The organism is Micromonospora sp. NBC_01740, assembly GCF_035920365.1.
Classification (GTDB): domain Bacteria; phylum Actinomycetota; class Actinomycetes; order Mycobacteriales; family Micromonosporaceae; genus Micromonospora; species Micromonospora reichwaldensis.
Map to the genome: position 1 here is coordinate 5,247,645 of NZ_CP109150.1, position 16,733 is coordinate 5,264,377.

The following is a 16,733-nucleotide window of genomic DNA, read 5'->3' on the forward strand; positions in this document are numbered from 1 at the left end:
ATGCCGCGATGGTAGCCGCGCCGGCCCGGGCCGTCACGCCCTTCGCCGGACACACGCCGGGGTGGGATCCGATGTGGATCCCACCCCGGTGGTGTGGTCAGCGGCGGCGTTGCTCGCCCTCCAGCGGCGGGATCACCATGGTGGCCTCGCTGTCCTCGCCGGCCGGGCGGGCCGGGACGGTGGTGCCGCCCGAGGTGACCCGGCTGGCGTCCGGGTCGCCCTGTCGCGGCACGGGCACGGTCGGGTCGGTGTCGACGCGGGGACCGGAGACCACCTGCGTGGCGTCCGGGTCCGCCCCGACGCGCGGGGCGGAAACCACCTGGGTGGCCTCCGGGTCGGTGTCGACGCGCGGACCGGAGACCACCTGCGTGGCGTCCGGGTCGCCGCCGTGCGTCGCCGCCGCGGCGAGGTGGGCCTCGCTGTCGCGGCGTCCGGCCTGGTAGGCGCGCGCGTGCGTGGCGATCAGCCGCGACTCCTGCTCGGCCCGGCTCAGCCACGACTCCCAGCGGCTCTGCATGGGACGGACCAGCCCGCCGCCCACCCCGACGACGAGGATGCCACCCACGGTGGCCAGCACCGCGATCAGCACCGGAGTGGTGACCGCAGTGGCCACGCCGATCTGGTTGAGCGCGGCGATGACGCCCAGGCCGAGGATGAACACGGAGGCGATGGTGGCCAGGAGCCGGCCGTACGACAGCCCGCCGAGGGCGCCGCTGATGATGTCCTTCACCGCGTTGGCGATGGCGGCGGCCACCACGACGATGACGATCGCGACGAAGGCGCGGGGCAGCCAGGCGATCACACCCGCGATCAGGTCGGAGATGGGGTTCGGCCCCCAGATGCCGAAGGCCAGCTGGAGGGTCACCAGCAGCACCCCGTAGTAGGCCAGCTTGGCGACGATGTCACTGGCGTCGTACCGGGAGCGGGCCAGGGCCCGGCGGACCCCACCGCGTTCCACGGCCCGGTCGAAGCCCACCCGCTCCAGCACCTTGTCCACGATCTTCAGCACGGCCTTGGCGATCAGCCAACCGGCCACCAGGATCGCCACGAAGGCGACGGCCTTGGGCAGGAACAGCATCACCGACCGGAGGGCGTCCCCCACCGCGTCGCCGAAGTTGTCTCTCATCGGAATTCCTCCACACGGCATCCGGGTTCGTCCGGCCCGACCTACCCCCGGGGGCGACCGGGGAAACGCCCGGTCACCGGCGCCGGCAGCCGTAGGACACCGGGGTCTGGGCCTGCACCGGAGCCGGTGAGGTGATGTTGACCGTGGCCGTCTCGGTCGTGCTGCCCACGCCGCTGAAGGCCCAGCGCAGCGTCAACTCGACGGTGCGCTGGCCGCGCCCGACCCGCTCGGTCAGCAGGCTGCCGGGCGCGCTGCCGGTGCGCAGCCACTGGTAGCGGATCTCCCCCGCCCTGCCGTTTGTCGACACGGTGGCGACCACGTCGACGGTGACGTCGCACCGGTCGCCGGCCGGCTGCGGAACCGCCACCGTCACCCCGGTCACCTCGAGCGGGCTGATCCGCTGCCAGAGGTGGAGGCCCACGGCGGCGAGCAGCGCGACGGTCAGCAGGGTCGACAGCACCGAGGCCACCGTCCGCCACGGCGACCGCCGTCGCGGCGGCGCCGGCCACGCGGGTGCCGGTGGCGGGGTCGTCGGCACGCCCGGCCCGAACCGCACCTCCCCGCCGGGCGGGGCGGCGGGCCCGCCGGGCGGCGTCCCCGGACCGGGCCCGGTGGTACGCCCGGCACCGGCCACGTGCCCGACCTCCGTGGCCGTCGCCCGGGCGGTCCACTCCCCCGGCGCGTGCCGCGCCGCCGGCCACGGCCCGGGCCCCCCGCCCGGTGCGTGCCGCGGCATCGTCGCCTCACCGGGTTCCGGGCGCACGGTCGCCGCACCGTGGGCCAGGGACGCCGTGGGCTCCCCCGCCACCAGGCGCACGGTCGCCTCACCCGAGGCAGGGGATGGTGCCGTCCCCGCCAGGTACATGGTCGCGTCGCGCGAGGGCAGGTGCGTCGTCGGCTCCCCCGCCGCCACGTGCACGGTCGCCTCATCGGAGGCAAGGCGCGCGGTCGGCTGCCCACCGGCCAGGTTCCCGGTCGCGTCGTGGGAAGGCAGGTGCGCGGTGGGCTCCGCCCGTGGCTGCGGCTGGTGGACGCCGAGGCGGGCGGTCGCCGCGCCGTCGTCCGGCTGACGGCGGGCGGGCAGCGCCTCGGTCGGGTCGTTCGGCTGGGTCACGGCGGCCCGCCCTCCGTCGTCGTGGTCGGCATCGAAGTGTCGGGCTTCAGCCCGGCGTGCAGAACGAGCGCAGCGTCACGTACACCGGCGGGCCCTCGGGCGAGGCGTTGCCGGCCTCGTCCACGGCGACGACCCGGACCGGGATCCGGGTGCTGGTCTTCGGTTGGGGCAGCTCGCCCAGGACGCCCCGGAACACCCCGCGCCCGCCCGACGTCATGGGCACCTCGGTGGTGCGGCCGTCCAGCGTGTACCGCAGGCTCACCCTCAGCTCCCCGGTGGCCGTACTGTCGTCGGCGACGACCGCGGAGATCGTGCTGGACGTCGGCCCGTACGGGCAGCCGCGGGGGTCGAGTTCGCCCGGGCTGGCCGCGACCCGGCCGACGGAGGGCGCGACGGTGTCCGCCGGCGCGGCGCTGGCGCTGGCCGACGCGGTCGGCGGGGCGGGGGCCGACGTCGTCGGCGTGCCGGTCCCGGCCGGCTCCGGTGCGGCCGTCGTCGCCGTCGGTGCGACGGAAGGGGTCGGGCTGGGCGTCGTCCCGGCCGTCGGGCTCGGCGCGGGGGCCGACGCGGAGGGCGCACCCGTCGGCTCCGCCGGCGCCTCGGGTGCGGGCGTCCCGGCGGCGGGCAGCGGCTCGTCGCGGCCGGCGTAGCTGAACCCGGCGCCGCCGAGCAGCAGCGCCGCCGCCAGCCCGCCGCCGACCAGCGCCGCGCGGGCCCGGCCGGATCGCAGCCACGTCCACCGGTCCGTCGCCTCGCCGAACGCGGTGCTGGCCAGGCTGGTGGCCCCGCCGGTGCCGTCCGGGAACGGCAGGAGGGCGGCGAGCAGGGCCGCCCGCCGGGCCAGCTCGCGCAGGCCACGCTCCTCCCACCGCCGCCCGTACGACTCGGCCGCCACCCGCTCCAGCACGGCGAGGAAGACCTGGGCGGGTTGCGGCCGCTCGGCCGGTTGCTTGGCCATGCCGTGCCGCAGCAGTTCGTGCACCGGCTCGGGGGCCGGTGCGGTGGGGATCGGCGCGTGGGCGTGCTGCTGACGCAGGGTGAGCAGGTCCCGCCCGTCGAAGGGCGGGCGGCCGGTGAGGCACTCGTAGAAGGTGGCGGTGGCCGCGTAGATGTCGCAGGCCGGGCTCGCCGGGGCGCCCGTCCACTGCTCGGGGGCCATGTAGCGGGGAGTGCCGGTGACGCTGGCCCCGGAGCCCTCACCCACCGGCATGGCGATGCCGAAATCGGCCAGTTTGCTGGCGCCCTCGGCCGTGACCAGGACGTTCTCCGGTTTGTAGTCGCGGTGCACGACGCCCCGGGCGTGCGCCGCGCCGAGCCCCGCCAGCGAGCCCTTGAGGACGCAGAGCGCCGACTCCGGCGTCGTCGCTCCGTGCGCGCGCAGCAGCTGCCGCAGCGACACGCCGTTGACCAGTTCCATGACGATCGCCGCGCCGCCGGGCGACTCGACGTACTCGTAGAGGCGGGAGACGTGCGGGTCGTCGATGCCGGCCAGCAGCCGGGCCTCGGCGCGGAACGCGGTGCGGAACGCCGGGTCGTCACCGATGCCGCCGGTGAGGTACTTGATCGCCACCGGGGTGCCGGTCGCCTCGTGCACGGCGAGGTCCACCCGGCCGGACGCGCCGGCGCCGAGCTGCCGCACCGGGCGGTAGCCGGAGACCTGCCAGCCGGTCACGCGTCCACCTCCCCGCTCCGGGGACGGTGGGGCCGCCCCCCGGTCGCCATTGTGGTCGCGGGAGCCGGCGCGGCCATCGGCGCAACGGCTGCTTCCGGCCCCCGGACGTCCGGGGCGTCCCGGCGGGTGGCGGCATGGTCGGTTACGGACACACGTCACTGGTACCACCCGCCGGCAACCGCACCGCGCCACGGCGCTCCCGGCCGGGCCGGCTGGACTAGGGTGCAGGCCGTGGGCAGCGAGGCGACTCCCGAGGCAGCGACCCGTCGGCCGATGACGACCCGGCGGTGGCTCACTGTCCTGTTGCTGACGATGACCGCCCTGGTCCTGCTCGGCGGGGGCGCCGGCGCCGCCGCGCTGAGGCACACCGCCGCGGTCTCCAACCACCTCGCCGACCAGGTCGCCCCGGCCAGTACGGCGGTCGGCCAGCTCGACAGCGGCCTGCTCGCCCAGGCGGCGGCCGTACGCGGCCACGTCGTCACCGCCGACCCGCGCTTCCTCGACGCGTACCGGCGGGGCGTCGAGAGCGAACGCGCGACCATGTCCCGGCTGCACGAGCTGCTCGCCGGCGAGCCGGAGGCGCTGGCCGACCTGGACCGGGCGCGGCGGCTGGCCGACCGCTGGCGCACCGAGTACGCCGAACGCCTGGTCGCCTCCCGGCAGGCCGGCGGGACGCCGGAGGAGCTGGCGCCGCTGGTGACCGGGGACGCGGAGACCTTCGCGGCGGTACGCGCCGAGCTGACCGGGCTGGTCGGCCGCCTCGACGGGATCCGGGACGCCGGCCGGGACGACCTCGACCGGGCCCGGGCGTTGCGGGACCTGACCTTCGTGGCGATCCTGGCGGCCCTGCTGCTGTGCGGGATCGTCGGATCCGTGCTGGTGCGCACGAGGGTGCTGCGCCCGCTGGACCGGCTGGGCGCCTCGGTGCGGCAGGTGGCCGGCGGCGACTTCCGGCACCGGCTGCGGCCCGACGGCCCCGCCGACATCGCCCGGCTGACCAGTGACGTGGAGACGATGCGCCGCACCGTGGTGGAGGCGTGGGAGCGCAGCCAGCACGACCGGGACGCCCTGGAACAGCAGGCGGACGAGCTGCGCCGCTCCAACGAGGACCTGGAGCAGTTCGCGTACGTGGCGTCGCACGATTTGCAGGAGCCGCTGCGCAAGGTGGCGTCGTTCTGCCAGATGCTGGAGCGCCGCTACACCGACCAGCTCGACGACCGCGCCCGGCAGTACATCGGCTTCGCCGTCGACGGGGCCAGCCGGATGCAGGAGCTGATAAACGACCTGCTGGCGTTCTCCCGGATCGGCCGGGTCTACGGCGAGCTGCGGGAGGTCGACCTGGCCGAGGTGTTCGCGCAGGCCGAGTCGAACCTGTCCCGGGCGGTGGACGAGTCCGGCGCGACGATCACCCGCGACCCGCTGCCCACGGTGCGGGGCGAGCCGACCCTGCTGACCATGCTCTGGCAGAACCTGCTGGGCAACGCGGTCAAGTTCCGCAGCCCCGACCGGGCGCCGCTGATCCGGGTGACGGTGACGGACACCCCGCAGGACTGGTCCTTCGCCGTCGAGGACAACGGCATCGGCATCGACCCCCGGTACGCCGAGAAGATCTTCGTCATCTTCCAGCGCCTGCATCCCCGTGGCACGTACCCGGGCACCGGCATCGGGCTCGCGGTGTGCAAGAAGGTCGTCGAGTTCCACGGCGGCACGCTGAGCCTGGACGAGGCGTACCGCGACGGGACCCGCTTCGTGTTCACGATGCCGCGGCTGCCGACGGCGGTCGTACCCGCGCAGCCCAGCGAGCCGGCCGCGGAGTCGGCGGCCGGAGTCTGAGGGCCTGCCCGCCGCCCCGGGTCAGGCCTGCGGGCGCCGGTGGCCGTCACCGGGCACCGGCGCGGCGGGTTCCGGCCGCCCGGCCGGCGGGCGCTCCGCCGCCGGTGGCTCCGCGCCCCGGGTGAACTTGTCGAAGAAGCGCAGCAGCTCCACCGGGAACGGCATCACCAGCGTGCTGTTCTTCTCGGCTGCCACGTCCACCACCGTCTGCAACAGCCGTAACTGGTAGGCGCCCGGCGTGTTCGCCATCGCCCGGGACGCGTCGGCGAGCCGGCGGGACGCCTGGTACTCGCCGTCGGCGGCGATCACCCGGGCGCGGCGTTCGCGTTCCGCCTCGGCCTGGCGGGACATCGACCGTTTCATCCCCTCGGGCAGCGCGACGTCCTTGACCTCGACCCGCTCGATCAGCAGCCCCCACGGCCCCTCCGTCGGCGCGTCGATGACCGCCTTCAGCTCGGCGTTGACCCGGTCCCGGTCGCCGAGCACGGTGTCCAGGTCGGCCTTGCCGATCACCGAACGCAGGGCGGTCTGTGCCACCTGGAGCACGGCCGAGGGGTAGTCGCGGACGTTGACCAGAGCCTTCACCGGGTCGACGACCCGGTAGTAGACCACCGCGTCGACGGTGAGGGTGACGTTGTCCCGGGTGATCGCCCCCTGCGGAGGCACACCGATGACGGTCGTCTGCATGCTGACCCGGACCATCCGGTCGGCGACCGGGACGATCAGGCGCAGGCCGGGCTCCCGGACCGGCGTCAGCACCCGGCCGAAGCGGAAGACGACGCCGCGCTGGTACTGCTGCACCAGCCGGACGCTCAGCGCGCCGACGAGTGCCAGGAGCGCGGCCACGATCACCACGCCGATCACGACCGCTTCCACGGCACCCCCGATCCGAACGGCTCCCCGGGCCGCCCCTTTCCCGCTGCGCCGGGAAGTAGTCCCGGCGCAACGGGTGGCCGGCCGGCCCGTCGGATCAGCCGGCCGACCTGCCGCTGCCGGACGGGCGGGCGGCCACCAACGCGATCCCGCACGCCGCGACGGCGCTCAGCGGGGCGATCAGGAAGCCGACGGTCACCTCGCCCGCCGCGTCCAGCACCACGCCGGCCACCGCCGCGCCGCCCGCGCTGCCCACCGAGAACGCCGTCGCCGCCCAGGCGAACGCCTCGGCCACCGTGCCGGTGGGCGCCACGTCGTCGATCGCGACGAAGGCGATGGTCAGCAGCGCCGGCAGCGCGAGCCCGCTGACCGCCATCAGCGCCAGCATCGCGGGCGGGGCCGGGGTGAGCAGCAACGGCAGGTAGCCGGCGGCGAAGACGCCGACCACGCGCGGCAGCGTGGCGTGCCGGCGCAGTCCGCCGAAGCGCACGTAGAGCAGGCCGCCGACCAGCGCCCCGGTGGCCTGCGCGGCGAGCAGCCAGCCGGCCCAGGACCGGGCCCCGGCCGCCTCGGCGTATCCGGTCGCGGCGACGGTCACGCTCCCCACCGCCGCCCCGACCAGCAGCAGCGCCCCGAGGATCAGTCGGAGCCGGCCGGCGCGCAGCGGCCCGGCCCAGTGGCGTACCGCCGGCTCGCCCCGCCAGCGCCGGACCGCGTCGGTCGTGGCGAACCACGCGGTGCCGGCGGCCTGGAAGCCCGCGGCGGCGGCGAGGCCGCCGGTCGGGCCGGCCAGGCCCACGGCGGCGAGCGTGACCACCGGGCCGAGGATGAAGATCAGCTCCTGGACGGCGATGTCCAGGGTGTACGCGGTCTGCACCCGGTGTGCGGGGAGCAGGTCGCGCCAGAGCACCCGCAGGCACGACTCGAACGGCGGCGCGCCAGCCCCGGCCAGGGCGGCGGCGAACACGGTGACCGGCAGGTTGACGTGCGCGGCGGTGAGGGCGAAGCCGATCGTCGACGCCGCCACGGAGAGCCACAGCACCGGCGGCTGCCGCCAGCGCTGCGCCATCCGGGCGAGCATCGGCTGGCCCACGGCGGTGCCGGCGGTGAACGCGCCGACCAGCAGGCCGGCGACGGTCAGCGTCATCGTCTCGCGGGCGAAGACGAGCAGGGCCAGCGGTGCCGCGCCGAGCGGGAGCCGGCCGAGCAGGCTGGCCGCCAGGACCCGGGCGGTCTGCGGCGCCCGGAGCACGGCGAGGGCGGAGGTGTCGGCGGGGTCGACGGGCGGGTGGTCGGCGGGCGGTACGAGTTGGCGGTGATCGGATCCGGGCATGACTGAGCGCTCCCAAGCGTGGCGGAGATGGACCGGTGGGCGGCGGAGTGCCGGGCCGGTCAGGGAACGTAGTCGGAGCGATCGTGGCCGTCGCCGTAGAGCGGGAGGTCCGGGGTGATCCAGAGACCGTGCGCGGCGGCGACGGCGTGCGACGGGATCACGCTGGACAGTCTAGACCCGAACGCCGCCACCGGTGGGGGCCAGCCGCGCCGGATTGGCCCTGGCCACCGCGCCGACCGGCCCCCCTACGATGACGGCCCACGACTCGCCGCACCGCCGGGAGGACGTCATGCGGGAGCGCTTCGCCGACCTGTCCACGCCGCTGATCGCCGACGCCTGCGTACGCCTCGGCGTGCCCCCGCGCGCGGCGCCGGCCGGGATCCGGGCGGTCGTGCCCGGTCACCGCCTCGTGGGCCGGGCACTGCCGGTGCGCCACCACGGCAGCGTGGACGTCTTCCTGGAGGCGTACGAGAACGCGATCCCGGGCGACGTGCTCGTGATCGACAACGGCGGCCGGAGCGACGAGGCGTGCGTCGGGGACCTGGCGGTGCTGGAGGGCGTCGCGGCCGGCATCGCCGGGCTCGTCGTCTGGGGCCTGCACCGGGACACGCCCGAGCTGGTGGAGATCGACCTGCCCGTCTTCAGCTACGGCAGCCTCCCGGCGGGCCCGGCCCGCCTCGACGCGCGGGAGCCGGAGACGCTCACCAGCGCCCGGGTCGGGCCGCACGTGGTGACCGCCGACGACCTCGTCGTCGCCGACGACGACGGGGTGCTGTTCGTGCCCGCCGCACGGGCCGCGGAGCTGTTCGCGGCGGCGGAGCGCATCGGGACCGTCGAGCGGGTCCAGGCGCGGCGGATCCGCGCCGGGGAGACGCTGCGGGAGCAGACCGCCTTCGCCGACTACCTGGCCCGCCGCGCCGCCGACCCCGCCCACACCTTCCGGCAGCACCTGCGGCAGGTCGGCGGGGCGATCGAGGAGTGACCACCCGAAGGCGCGCGTGAGGGTGGTCATAGCGGCTGGACGCCCCACCGTGGCGGGCTGCTAGCCTCGTCGGCAGGTCATGAGCGCCAGCGTCAAGCCCCGGCTCGCTGGCCGGCAACCCTCGTCCGCGCAGGGGTGCCCCGGGTGAGGACCAGGCACCGGAGCAGCTCCGGTGCAAGCGCGGCCTGGTTCCCAGGTCGTCCCGACCGAGGAGAGCCATGCCCGTCCGCATCTGCGCCCCACCGGCGGTCCCCGCCGTGGCCCCGGCGTCGCCGGCGCTGATCCGGCGCCGCCACATCGACATGATGCGGGTCTGCGCCACCTCCTGTCGCCCCGGCGACGCGCGCTAGCCGCGCCACCCCTTCTTTCCCGCACCATTCCAGCGGTACGCCCATCGGGCGCACCGTCGGCGACGCGCGCCCCGTGCCCGTCGCCGCAGACACCTCATCGGAGACACCTGTGCGATTCCTTTCCTCCCTCACCCGGGCCGCCGCCCTCGGCGTGGCCGCCGTCCTCGCCGCCACCACCCTGACCGCCTGCGGCGACGACGCGGCCGGCGCGGCCGACAACCCGTACGGCCTGCTCCAGCCGGGCGTGCTGCGCACCGGCACGCTCACCGACGCCCCGCCGAACGTCTACCTCAAGGACGGCAAGTTCACCGGCTTCGACAACGACCTGCTCGTCGCGGTCGCCGGGAAGGTCGGCCTGAAGGTGGAGTTCGTCGGCACCGACTTCTCCGCGCTGCTCTCCCAGGTCAACAACCGCAAGTTCGACGTCGGCAGCTCCTCGATCACGATCACGGAGGCGCGCAGGAAGACCGTCGACTTCGGCAACGGCTACGACTTCGGCCACTTCGGACTCGACGTGCCGGCCGGCTCGTCGATCAGCGGCTTCGACCAGCTCGCCGGCAAGCGGGTCGTGGTCGTGCAGGGCACCGTCCAGGACGACTACGCCACCGGCGAGGGGCTCGACCCGGTCCGGGTGCCCGACTACAACGGCGCGATCAACCAGCTCAAGGCCGGCACGGCCGACGCCTGGATCGCCCCCGCCGAGATCGGCGACAAGTCGGCCGCCGACAGCGCCGGCAAGATCACCGTGGCGGCCAAGCTGCTCAGCCCGGCCCCGACGGCGTACGCGTTCGCCAAGGGCAACGACAAGCTGCGCGAGGCGCTCGACAAGGGCCTCGACGAGGTGATCGCGGACGGCACGTGGAGCCGCCTGCAGGCCCAGTACTACCCGGGCCGCCCGATCCCGGCCGACTTCAAGCCGGGCAGCGGCACGGTCGCGGTGCCGTCGGCGTCGGCCACCTCCTGAGACGTACGGACGACGAGCGAGCGGGGCGGTAGGAGCGACGATGGATCCGTTGAGCACCCTGTGGGAGACCTTCTTCGACTGGGACTCCATGCGCGAGGCGCTGCCCGAGATGCTGACGGTGGGGCTGCCCAACACGCTGATCCTGGCGATCTCCGCCGCCCTACTCGGCTCGGTGCTGGGCATGGCGCTGGCCGTCGCGGGCATCTCGCGTACCCGATGGTTGCGGTGGCCGGCGCGGGTCTACACCGACGTGTTCCGCGGATTACCCGCCGCGGCGACGATCCTGCTCATCGGCGTCGGCCTGGCGCCGCTGGGCATGCAGGTGTGGGGGCCCAACCCGTATCCCCTGGGCATCCTGGCGCTGTCGCTGATCGCGGCGGCCTACATCGGCGAGATCTTCCGCTCCGGCATCCAGTCGGTGGAGGCCGCCCAGTTGGAGGGGGCCCGGGCGCTGGGCCTGTCCTGGGGCGAGGCGATGCGCCTGGTGATCGTGCCGCAGGGGATCCGGCGGGTGCTGCCGGCCTGGGTGAACCAGCTGATCGCGCTCATCAAGGACTCCAGCCTGGTCTACTTCCTCGGCCTGCTGGCCAGCCAGCGGGAGCTGTTCCGGATCGGGCAGGACTACGCGGCTAACACCGGCAACCAGTCGGCGCTGCTGCTGGCCGGGCTGTTCTACCTGACGCTGACGGTTCCGCTGACGCACGCCGTCAACTGGATCGACCGGCGACTGCGGCACGGCCGGCAGGCCACCGCGCCCGCTGACGGCGACGACGACCTCGACCTGGCGCTGCCGGGCGCGGCGGGAGGGAACCAGCGATGAGCATCGACACGACGACCTCGGTGAGCCTGAGCGTCCGCGACGTGCACCTGGCCTTCGGGTCGCACCGGGTGCTGCGCGGGGTGGACCTGGACGTGGCGCGCGGGGCGACAGCCTGCGTGATCGGCCCGTCCGGGTCGGGCAAGTCCACCCTGCTGCGCACGATCAACCGGCTGATCGAGCCCGACCGCGGCGACGTGCTGCTGGACGGGCGCAGCGTGCTGGCCGACGACCCGGACGCCCTGCGGCAGCGGATCGGCATGGTCTTCCAGCAGTTCAACCTCTTCCCGCACATGAGCGTGCTGCGCAACGTCACCCTCGCGCTGCGCCGCATCCGCAAGCTCGGCGAGGACGAGGCGGTGGCCGTCGCCCGCGAGCACCTCGAGCTGGTGGGGCTGGCGGCCAAGGCCGACGCCCGCCCGGCGCACCTGTCGGGCGGGCAGCAGCAGCGGGTCGCGATCGCCCGTGCGCTGGCGTTGCGCCCGCAGGTGATGCTCTTCGACGAGGCGACCTCCGCCCTGGACCCGGAGCTGGTCAAGGGCGTGCTCGGGCTGATGGCCGAACTGTCCGCCGGGGGCATGACGATGGTGGTGGTCACCCACGAGATGGGGTTCGCCCGCGAGGTCGCCGACACCGTGGCGTTCATGGACCGCGGCGTGGTGCTGGAGGCCGGCGAGCCGGCCGCGATCTTCGAGCGGGCCGAGCACCCCCGGCTGCGCCGATTCCTCTCCCAGGTGCTCTAGCGCCGAGCCGGTCACGTCGGTGGACCGACCCGTCCGGTGCCGTGGGTCTCGTCCTCAACGCGTGGGAAGGCTCCGCAGTTCCTCGGTGAGCTGTTCGAGGTACTCGGGCGGCCCGGCCTCGGCGAACCACAGCCAGAGTTCGGCGGCGTGGATCGGCAACCAGGCCCGGACCATGGCCGGGTCAGCTCCGTAGCCCTCGACGAGGACGTCGAACGACCGTGGGTCCTTGCGCGCGGCGCCCCAGGCCGCACGCGACAGTTCTCGGAGCGGGTCGCCGAGGTGGGCCGCCTCCCAGTCGACGACCGCCGTGATGTCGCCGTTCGCGGCGAGGAGGTTTCCGTCGGTCCAGTCGCCGTGACAGAACACCGGGCGACTGGCCGGTGGAACGGCGAACGGCAGCGGGGGGCCGCCGGCTTCGCGGTAGCGACGGACGATCAGCGCATCGTCCGGCGCGGCCGGCAGCCCGTCGGGTGGCGGCAGCTCGTGGAGCCGACGGAGCAGTGCCGCCGAGGCACGCAGCCCGTCGAGTCGCACGTCGGCGTTCTCGCTGTCCAGTCGTTCACCCGGCATGAGCGTCATGAGGATCGAGCCCGGCCCCACCTCGACGAGTTCGGGAACCGGCATGCCCGTGTCGGCGAGCGCCCGCAGGGCGAGCACCTCCGTGTCGTGGCGGGAGGGTTGCGTCATCCGCTTCTCGACCAGCCGGCGCCCCTCGCGCTCCACCAGCCGGACGTGACCGACCGCTCCCTGCCGCATCCCGCCATCCTGCCAGGCGCGGAAGGCTGGCGTACCGCCGAGTCTTGGCAATATCCTCCACTGCACACGCGATGCCTGGAGTTCCTTTTCACGGGGCCGCCCCCGCCCCCACCTCCGGCCGCAGAGGAGAGACGCCATGCACGTCGAGAATTCCGCACTGGACCGCCGAACCCTGCTGCGGGCCGGCCTCGGCGCCGCCACGGTCGCGGTCGTCGGCAGCCAACTCGCCCTCCCCGGCGCCGCGCAGGCGGACCCCGGCACCGGCCTGGACTGGATCTACAGCTGCGACGAGTGGGGCGCGCGCCCGCCGGCGAACCCACTGGCCGTCAGCGCCATCCCCACCAACAAGATCATCGTGCACCACATGGCGTTCCCGAACGTCACCGACTACTCCGAGGCGCAGGCGGTCAAGCTGGCCCGCGACTGCCAGAACCTGCACATGGACGGCAACGGCTGGTCCGACACCGGCCAGCACTTCACGGTCAGCCGCGGCGGGTACGTCATGGAGGGACGCCGGGGCAGCCTGGAGCGGTTGCACGCCGGCGACCGGCAGATGATCTCGGCGCACTGCCCGGGCGAGAACGGCCGGGCCATCGGCATCGAGAACGAGGGCACGTACGTCACCGAGACCCCGCCGGAGGCCCTGCTGGACTCGCTGGTCACGCTCTGCGCGACCATCTGCCGGCAGTACGGGCTGCACGCCCACGACATCTTCGGCCACTGGGACTTCCGCACCACCCTGTGCCCGGGCGCCACCTTCTACCGGCAGTTCCCCGCCCTGCGCCGCCGGGTCTTCGAGGCCCTCGGCACCGACCTCGCCGACGTGCCGGCCCGCCGCTGGCCGGACCTGTGGCGCTTCGTCGGCTCCCCCAGCGTCCGGGTGGTGCAGTACCTGCTGGCCCACCGCGGCTACACCGTGCCGGTCAACAGCGTCTTCGACGCCGCCACCGTCGCCGCGGTGCAGGACTGGCAGCACCGCAACGGCATCGCGGTCGACGTCGACGCCACCCTCACCGCCCCCACCTGGGAGACCCTGGTGCCGGAGCTGGGCGCCCACGCCAGCGGCGCGCCGGTCACCGCCGCGCAGTTCCTGCTCAACTACCGGGGCTACCCCGAGGTTGCCGTCACCGGCGAGTACGACCACGCGACCAGGACGGCCGTCAAGGACGTCCAGCGCCTGCACCGCCTGCCCGCGCACGGCAAGCTCGACCTCGACACCTGGTGCGCGGTCGTCGGCGGCGTCGTACGCCGGTCGTTCCGGGACTGAACACCGTCCGCCGGCCCGTCGGAGCGACCCGCCCCGCGGGCCGGCGAAACGCGGTCGCACCTGACCCGCTCCAGCCTCCTGATCTGCGACGATGAGGCAGTCACGACCGGAGGAGGGTGCTGTGGCGTCTCGACTCAACCCGTACCTCAGCTTCCCGGGCAACGCGCGGGAGGCAATGGAGTTCTACCAGCGCGTGTTCGGCGGTTCCCTGTCGACGAACACGTTCGGTGCGATGGGCACCGACGATCCCGCGCTGGTCGACAAGATCATGCACGCGATGCTGGAGACCGACCGGGGCTTCACCCTGATGGGCTCGGACACCGCGCCGGGAATGGAGCACGACCCCGGCAACAACGTCTCCGTGAGCCTCAGCGGCGACGACGCCGACGACCTGCGCGGCTACTGGGGCAAGCTCACCGAGGGTGGCACGGTGACCGTGCCGCTGGAGAAGCAGATGTGGGGCGACGAGTTCGGCATGTGCGTCGACCGCTACGGCATCGGCTGGATGGTGAACATCGGCCAGCCGCAGGGCTGACGAGGTGTAGCGGCAGCGCGAGCGGGTAGGGACCGCTGTCCGGCGGGCCCGGGCGACACCGCACCGGTGCGCCCCGGCCCGCAGCCGCCGGCCGGAGGGGTGCACCCGATGCTGTCGCCGCCCGCGCACCCGCAGCCCGCTCGCCCCGCCCGGCGCGCCCGCCCCCGCCCGGGCGCGCCCCGGCCGCGATGACCCGGGTCCGGAACCTGCGCGTCCGCCCGGACCTGCTCTACGTGGCGAGCGGCTGGAGCACCCTGGTGACCGACGTCCGCGGCCGGATCACCGGCGCCGACCCGCAGGGCTTCTTCGCCCGCAACACCCGGGTCCTCAGCACCGAACGCCTCAGCGTGGACGGCCACGAGCCGGTCCCGTTCAGCACAGCCAACGTGGCGGGGCACGCCCAGCTCTCGTACGCCGCCCTCGGCGACGGCGACACGCTGCCCTCCCGCGCGGCCTACCTGCTGGTGGAGCGCTTCGTCGGCGCGGGCCTGCGGACCCGGCTGACCGTGGTCAGCTACGCGGCCGTGCCCCTGGACCTGCGGCTGCGGATCCACCTCGCCGCCGACTTCGCCGACACCAGCGAGGCCGAGACCGGCCGCCGGGTGCAGTCCGGCACAGTCGACGCGAGCTGGAACGACCAGGACCGGGAGCTCCGCCTGACCTACCGGTGCGACGGCCTCGACCGGGCGGTGGCGATCGGCGTACGGGCCGACACGCCCGTCCGGTACGCCGACGCCACCCTGACGGTCGACCTCGCGGTGCCGCCCCGGGGGTCCCGCCGGGTGGAACTCCTCGTCGAACCCGTCTTCGACGGGCAGCGCCTCGCCGCACCGCCGCCGACCTTCGCCGAGCCGGACGACGCGGCCGCGCGCGCCCGCGGCACCCTGGCCCGCGAACTCGCCCGGCTCGCCAGCAGCAACTTCGACGTCACCGCCGCCTGGCGGTGCGCGGTCGACGACCTGGCCGTGCTGCCGCTGGGAGAACCGGACGGGCCGACGGCGCCCATGGCCGGCCTGCCCATCTACCAGGAGATCTTCGGCCGCGACACGATGACCGCCTCGTGGCAGTCCCTGCTCGCCGGGCCGACGATGCTGGCGGACAGCCTGCGGCTCAACGCCCACCACCTCGGGCGGCGCATCGACGACTGGCGCGACGAGGAGCCCGGCAAGCCGTTGCACGAGGCCCGGCGGGGCCCGGTGTCCACGCTCGGTATCGACCCGTTCGACAGCTACTACGGCGACTGGTCGACCGCGCCGGACTTCCTGGTCTTCCTCGGCCAGTACCTGGCCTGGACCGGGGACCTCGACACGGTACGGGACCTGCTGCCGACCGCGCGGCGCGTGCTGGGCTGGATCGACCGGTTCGGCGACCTCGACCGGGACGGCTTCCTCGAATACCACCGCCGGTCCCCCGCCGGCCTGAAGAACCAGGGGTGGAAGGACTCGGACACCGCCATCGTCGACGAGCACGGCGAGGTGGTGCCGAACCCGATCGCGACCAGCGAGTTGCAGGCGTACTGGTACGCCGCCCTGCGGCACGCCGGGGTGGTGTTCGCCGCGACCGGTCACCCCGCGTACGGCGCCGGGCTGGTCCGCCGGGCCGCCGCCCTGCGGCGCCGCTTCCACCGGGCCTACTGGATGCCGGACCGGGGCTACCACGCGTTGGCGCTGGGGCCGGACAAGCGGCAGGTGCGCTCGGTCAACTCCAACGACGGCCACCTGCTGGCCACGGGGATCGTGCCCGCCCGCATCGCGCCCCTCGTCGCCGACCGGCTGCTCGCCCCCGACATGTTCAGCGGCTGGGGGGTGCGCACCCTGTCCTCGGCACACCCGGCGTACGACCCGTTCAGCTACCACCGGGGCAGCGTCTGGCCGGTCGAGGCGGGCACGATCGGCCTGGGGCTGGCCCGGTACGGCTGCTGGGAACACCTGCACCGGCTCGCGGAGGGGATGTTCTCCGCGGCGGCGCTCTTCACGGAGCATCGCCTGCCGGAGGTGCTCAGCGGACTGCCCCGCGACGACGCCCATCCGCACCCGGGCGTCTACCCGGACTCCTGCTCCCCGCAGGCCTGGTCCGCCAGCGCGGTCGTCGCGCTGGTCCAGGCGCTGTTGGCGCTGCGCCCGGCCGCGCCGCTGCGGACGATATTCGTCGACCCGCACCTGCCGGAGTGGCTGCCGGACCTCACGCTGGAGGGCGTGCGCGTGGGCGGGCGCACCGTCGACCTGACCGTACGCCGCGGGCGCGGCGGGCGCACGTCGCTGCGCGCCCGGGGCGACCGGATCGCGGTGGTCCGCCGGCCCACGCTCCAGGCCTCGGCGACCCACCGCCGGTCCTGACCGGCCGATGCCCGGACCAGGTCCGTGGAGAC

General features: G+C 74.6%; 15 protein-coding genes and 1 riboswitch. Of the genes, 9 read left to right on the forward strand and 6 right to left on the reverse strand.

Features of this window, described 5'->3' with window-relative positions:
• Window positions 1–97: 97 nt before the first annotated feature.
• The 3 genes from OG989_RS23355 to OG989_RS23365 are packed head-to-tail and all read right to left on the reverse strand — an operon-like array spanning window position 98 to window position 3,912.
• The gene (locus tag OG989_RS23355) at window positions 98–1,147 is read right to left on the reverse strand and encodes a mechanosensitive ion channel family protein (RefSeq protein WP_327028449.1); all 1,050 of its coding nucleotides are present in this window, start codon (window positions 1,145–1,147) and stop codon (window positions 98–100) included.
• Between the two features lie 52 nt (window positions 1,148–1,199).
• Complete coding sequence (locus OG989_RS23360; protein ID WP_327028450.1) at window positions 1,200–2,240, reverse strand: hypothetical protein; 1,041 nt, start codon at window positions 2,238–2,240, stop codon at window positions 1,200–1,202.
• 46 nt (window positions 2,241–2,286) lie between these two features.
• The gene (locus OG989_RS23365; RefSeq protein ID WP_327028451.1) at window positions 2,287–3,912 is read right to left on the reverse strand and encodes a serine/threonine-protein kinase; all 1,626 of its coding nucleotides are present in this window, start codon (window positions 3,910–3,912) and stop codon (window positions 2,287–2,289) included.
• A gap of 273 nt (window positions 3,913–4,185) precedes the next feature.
• Between OG989_RS23365 and OG989_RS23370 the strand changes: the two genes are divergently transcribed.
• Window positions 4,186–5,745 (forward strand): sensor histidine kinase, encoded by a 1,560-nt coding sequence (locus OG989_RS23370; RefSeq protein ID WP_327028452.1) that lies wholly within the window; start codon window positions 4,186–4,188, stop codon window positions 5,743–5,745.
• Between the two features lie 21 nt (window positions 5,746–5,766).
• On the opposite strand, the gene OG989_RS23375 is transcribed toward OG989_RS23370, so the two are convergent.
• Window positions 5,767–6,621 carry an SPFH domain-containing protein gene (locus OG989_RS23375; RefSeq protein ID WP_151453629.1) on the reverse strand — a complete coding sequence of 285 codons (855 nt, stop codon included), beginning with the start codon at window positions 6,619–6,621 and terminating at the stop codon, window positions 5,767–5,769.
• Window positions 6,622–6,715: 94 nt separating this feature from the next.
• A complete protein-coding gene (locus tag OG989_RS23380; RefSeq protein ID WP_327028453.1) occupies window positions 6,716–7,951 on the reverse strand; it encodes an MFS transporter in 1,236 nt (411 codons plus the stop codon).
• Between the two features lie 289 nt (window positions 7,952–8,240).
• On the opposite strand from OG989_RS23380, the gene OG989_RS23385 reads away from it, so the two are divergent.
• From OG989_RS23385 to OG989_RS23405, 5 genes are all read left to right on the forward strand, one after another.
• On the forward strand, window positions 8,241–8,933 hold the full coding sequence (locus OG989_RS23385) for an RraA family protein (RefSeq protein WP_327028454.1): 693 nt from the start codon (window positions 8,241–8,243) through the stop codon (window positions 8,931–8,933).
• Window positions 8,934–9,008: 75 nt separating this feature from the next.
• A riboswitch (SAM riboswitch) is annotated at window positions 9,009–9,120 on the forward strand.
• 31 nt (window positions 9,121–9,151) lie between these two features.
• Entirely contained in the window at window positions 9,152–9,283 is a 132-nt protein-coding gene (locus tag OG989_RS23390; RefSeq protein ID WP_327028455.1) for a hypothetical protein, read from the forward strand.
• Between the two features lie 109 nt (window positions 9,284–9,392).
• On the forward strand, window positions 9,393–10,247 hold the full coding sequence (locus tag OG989_RS23395) for an ABC transporter substrate-binding protein (RefSeq protein ID WP_327028456.1): 855 nt from the start codon (window positions 9,393–9,395) through the stop codon (window positions 10,245–10,247).
• 40 nt (window positions 10,248–10,287) lie between these two features.
• Window positions 10,288–11,067: an amino acid ABC transporter permease gene (locus OG989_RS23400; protein WP_151453625.1), complete on the forward strand. Its 780-nt coding sequence runs from the start codon at window positions 10,288–10,290 to the stop codon at window positions 11,065–11,067.
• Window positions 11,068–11,069: 2 nt separating this feature from the next.
• Window positions 11,070–11,807 (forward strand): amino acid ABC transporter ATP-binding protein, encoded by a 738-nt coding sequence (locus OG989_RS23405; RefSeq protein ID WP_151453656.1) that lies wholly within the window; start codon window positions 11,070–11,072, stop codon window positions 11,805–11,807.
• Window positions 11,808–11,861: 54 nt separating this feature from the next.
• On the opposite strand, the gene OG989_RS23410 is transcribed toward OG989_RS23405, so the two are convergent.
• Window positions 11,862–12,563 (reverse strand): phosphotransferase family protein, encoded by a 702-nt coding sequence (locus OG989_RS23410; protein WP_327028457.1) that lies wholly within the window; start codon window positions 12,561–12,563, stop codon window positions 11,862–11,864.
• A gap of 136 nt (window positions 12,564–12,699) precedes the next feature.
• On the opposite strand from OG989_RS23410, the gene OG989_RS23415 reads away from it, so the two are divergent.
• The 3 genes from OG989_RS23415 (at window position 12,700) to OG989_RS23425 (ending at window position 16,701) form a co-directional block, all read left to right on the forward strand.
• The gene (locus tag OG989_RS23415; RefSeq protein ID WP_327028458.1) at window positions 12,700–13,830 is read left to right on the forward strand and encodes a peptidoglycan recognition protein family protein; all 1,131 of its coding nucleotides are present in this window, start codon (window positions 12,700–12,702) and stop codon (window positions 13,828–13,830) included.
• A gap of 121 nt (window positions 13,831–13,951) precedes the next feature.
• A complete protein-coding gene (locus tag OG989_RS23420; RefSeq protein WP_151457810.1) occupies window positions 13,952–14,365 on the forward strand; it encodes a VOC family protein in 414 nt (137 codons plus the stop codon).
• 188 nt (window positions 14,366–14,553) lie between these two features.
• Window positions 14,554–16,701 (forward strand): amylo-alpha-1,6-glucosidase, encoded by a 2,148-nt coding sequence (locus tag OG989_RS23425; protein WP_327028459.1) that lies wholly within the window; start codon window positions 14,554–14,556, stop codon window positions 16,699–16,701.
• The last annotated feature ends 32 nt before the right edge of the window (window positions 16,702–16,733 follow it).

Excerpts from the sequence above, each read along its gene's own strand:
- OG989_RS23355 (WP_327028449.1), bottom strand. The coding sequence starts at position 1,147 with ATGCCGTGTGGAGGAATTCCGATGAGAGACAACTTCGGCGACGCGGTG.
- OG989_RS23385 (WP_327028454.1), top strand. The coding sequence starts at position 8,241 with ATGCGGGAGCGCTTCGCCGACCTGTCCACGCCGCTGATCGCCGACGCC.
- OG989_RS23400 (WP_151453625.1), top strand. The coding sequence starts at position 10,288 with ATGGATCCGTTGAGCACCCTGTGGGAGACCTTCTTCGACTGGGACTCC.
- OG989_RS23380 (WP_327028453.1), bottom strand. The coding sequence starts at position 7,951 with ATGCCCGGATCCGATCACCGCCAACTCGTACCGCCCGCCGACCACCCG.
- OG989_RS23390 (WP_327028455.1), top strand. The coding sequence starts at position 9,152 with ATGCCCGTCCGCATCTGCGCCCCACCGGCGGTCCCCGCCGTGGCCCCG.
- OG989_RS23425 (WP_327028459.1), top strand. The coding sequence starts at position 14,554 with ATGACCCGGGTCCGGAACCTGCGCGTCCGCCCGGACCTGCTCTACGTG.
- OG989_RS23410 (WP_327028457.1), bottom strand. The coding sequence starts at position 12,563 with ATGCGGCAGGGAGCGGTCGGTCACGTCCGGCTGGTGGAGCGCGAGGGG.
- OG989_RS23415 (WP_327028458.1), top strand. The coding sequence starts at position 12,700 with ATGCACGTCGAGAATTCCGCACTGGACCGCCGAACCCTGCTGCGGGCC.
- OG989_RS23370 (WP_327028452.1), top strand. The coding sequence starts at position 4,186 with ATGACGACCCGGCGGTGGCTCACTGTCCTGTTGCTGACGATGACCGCC.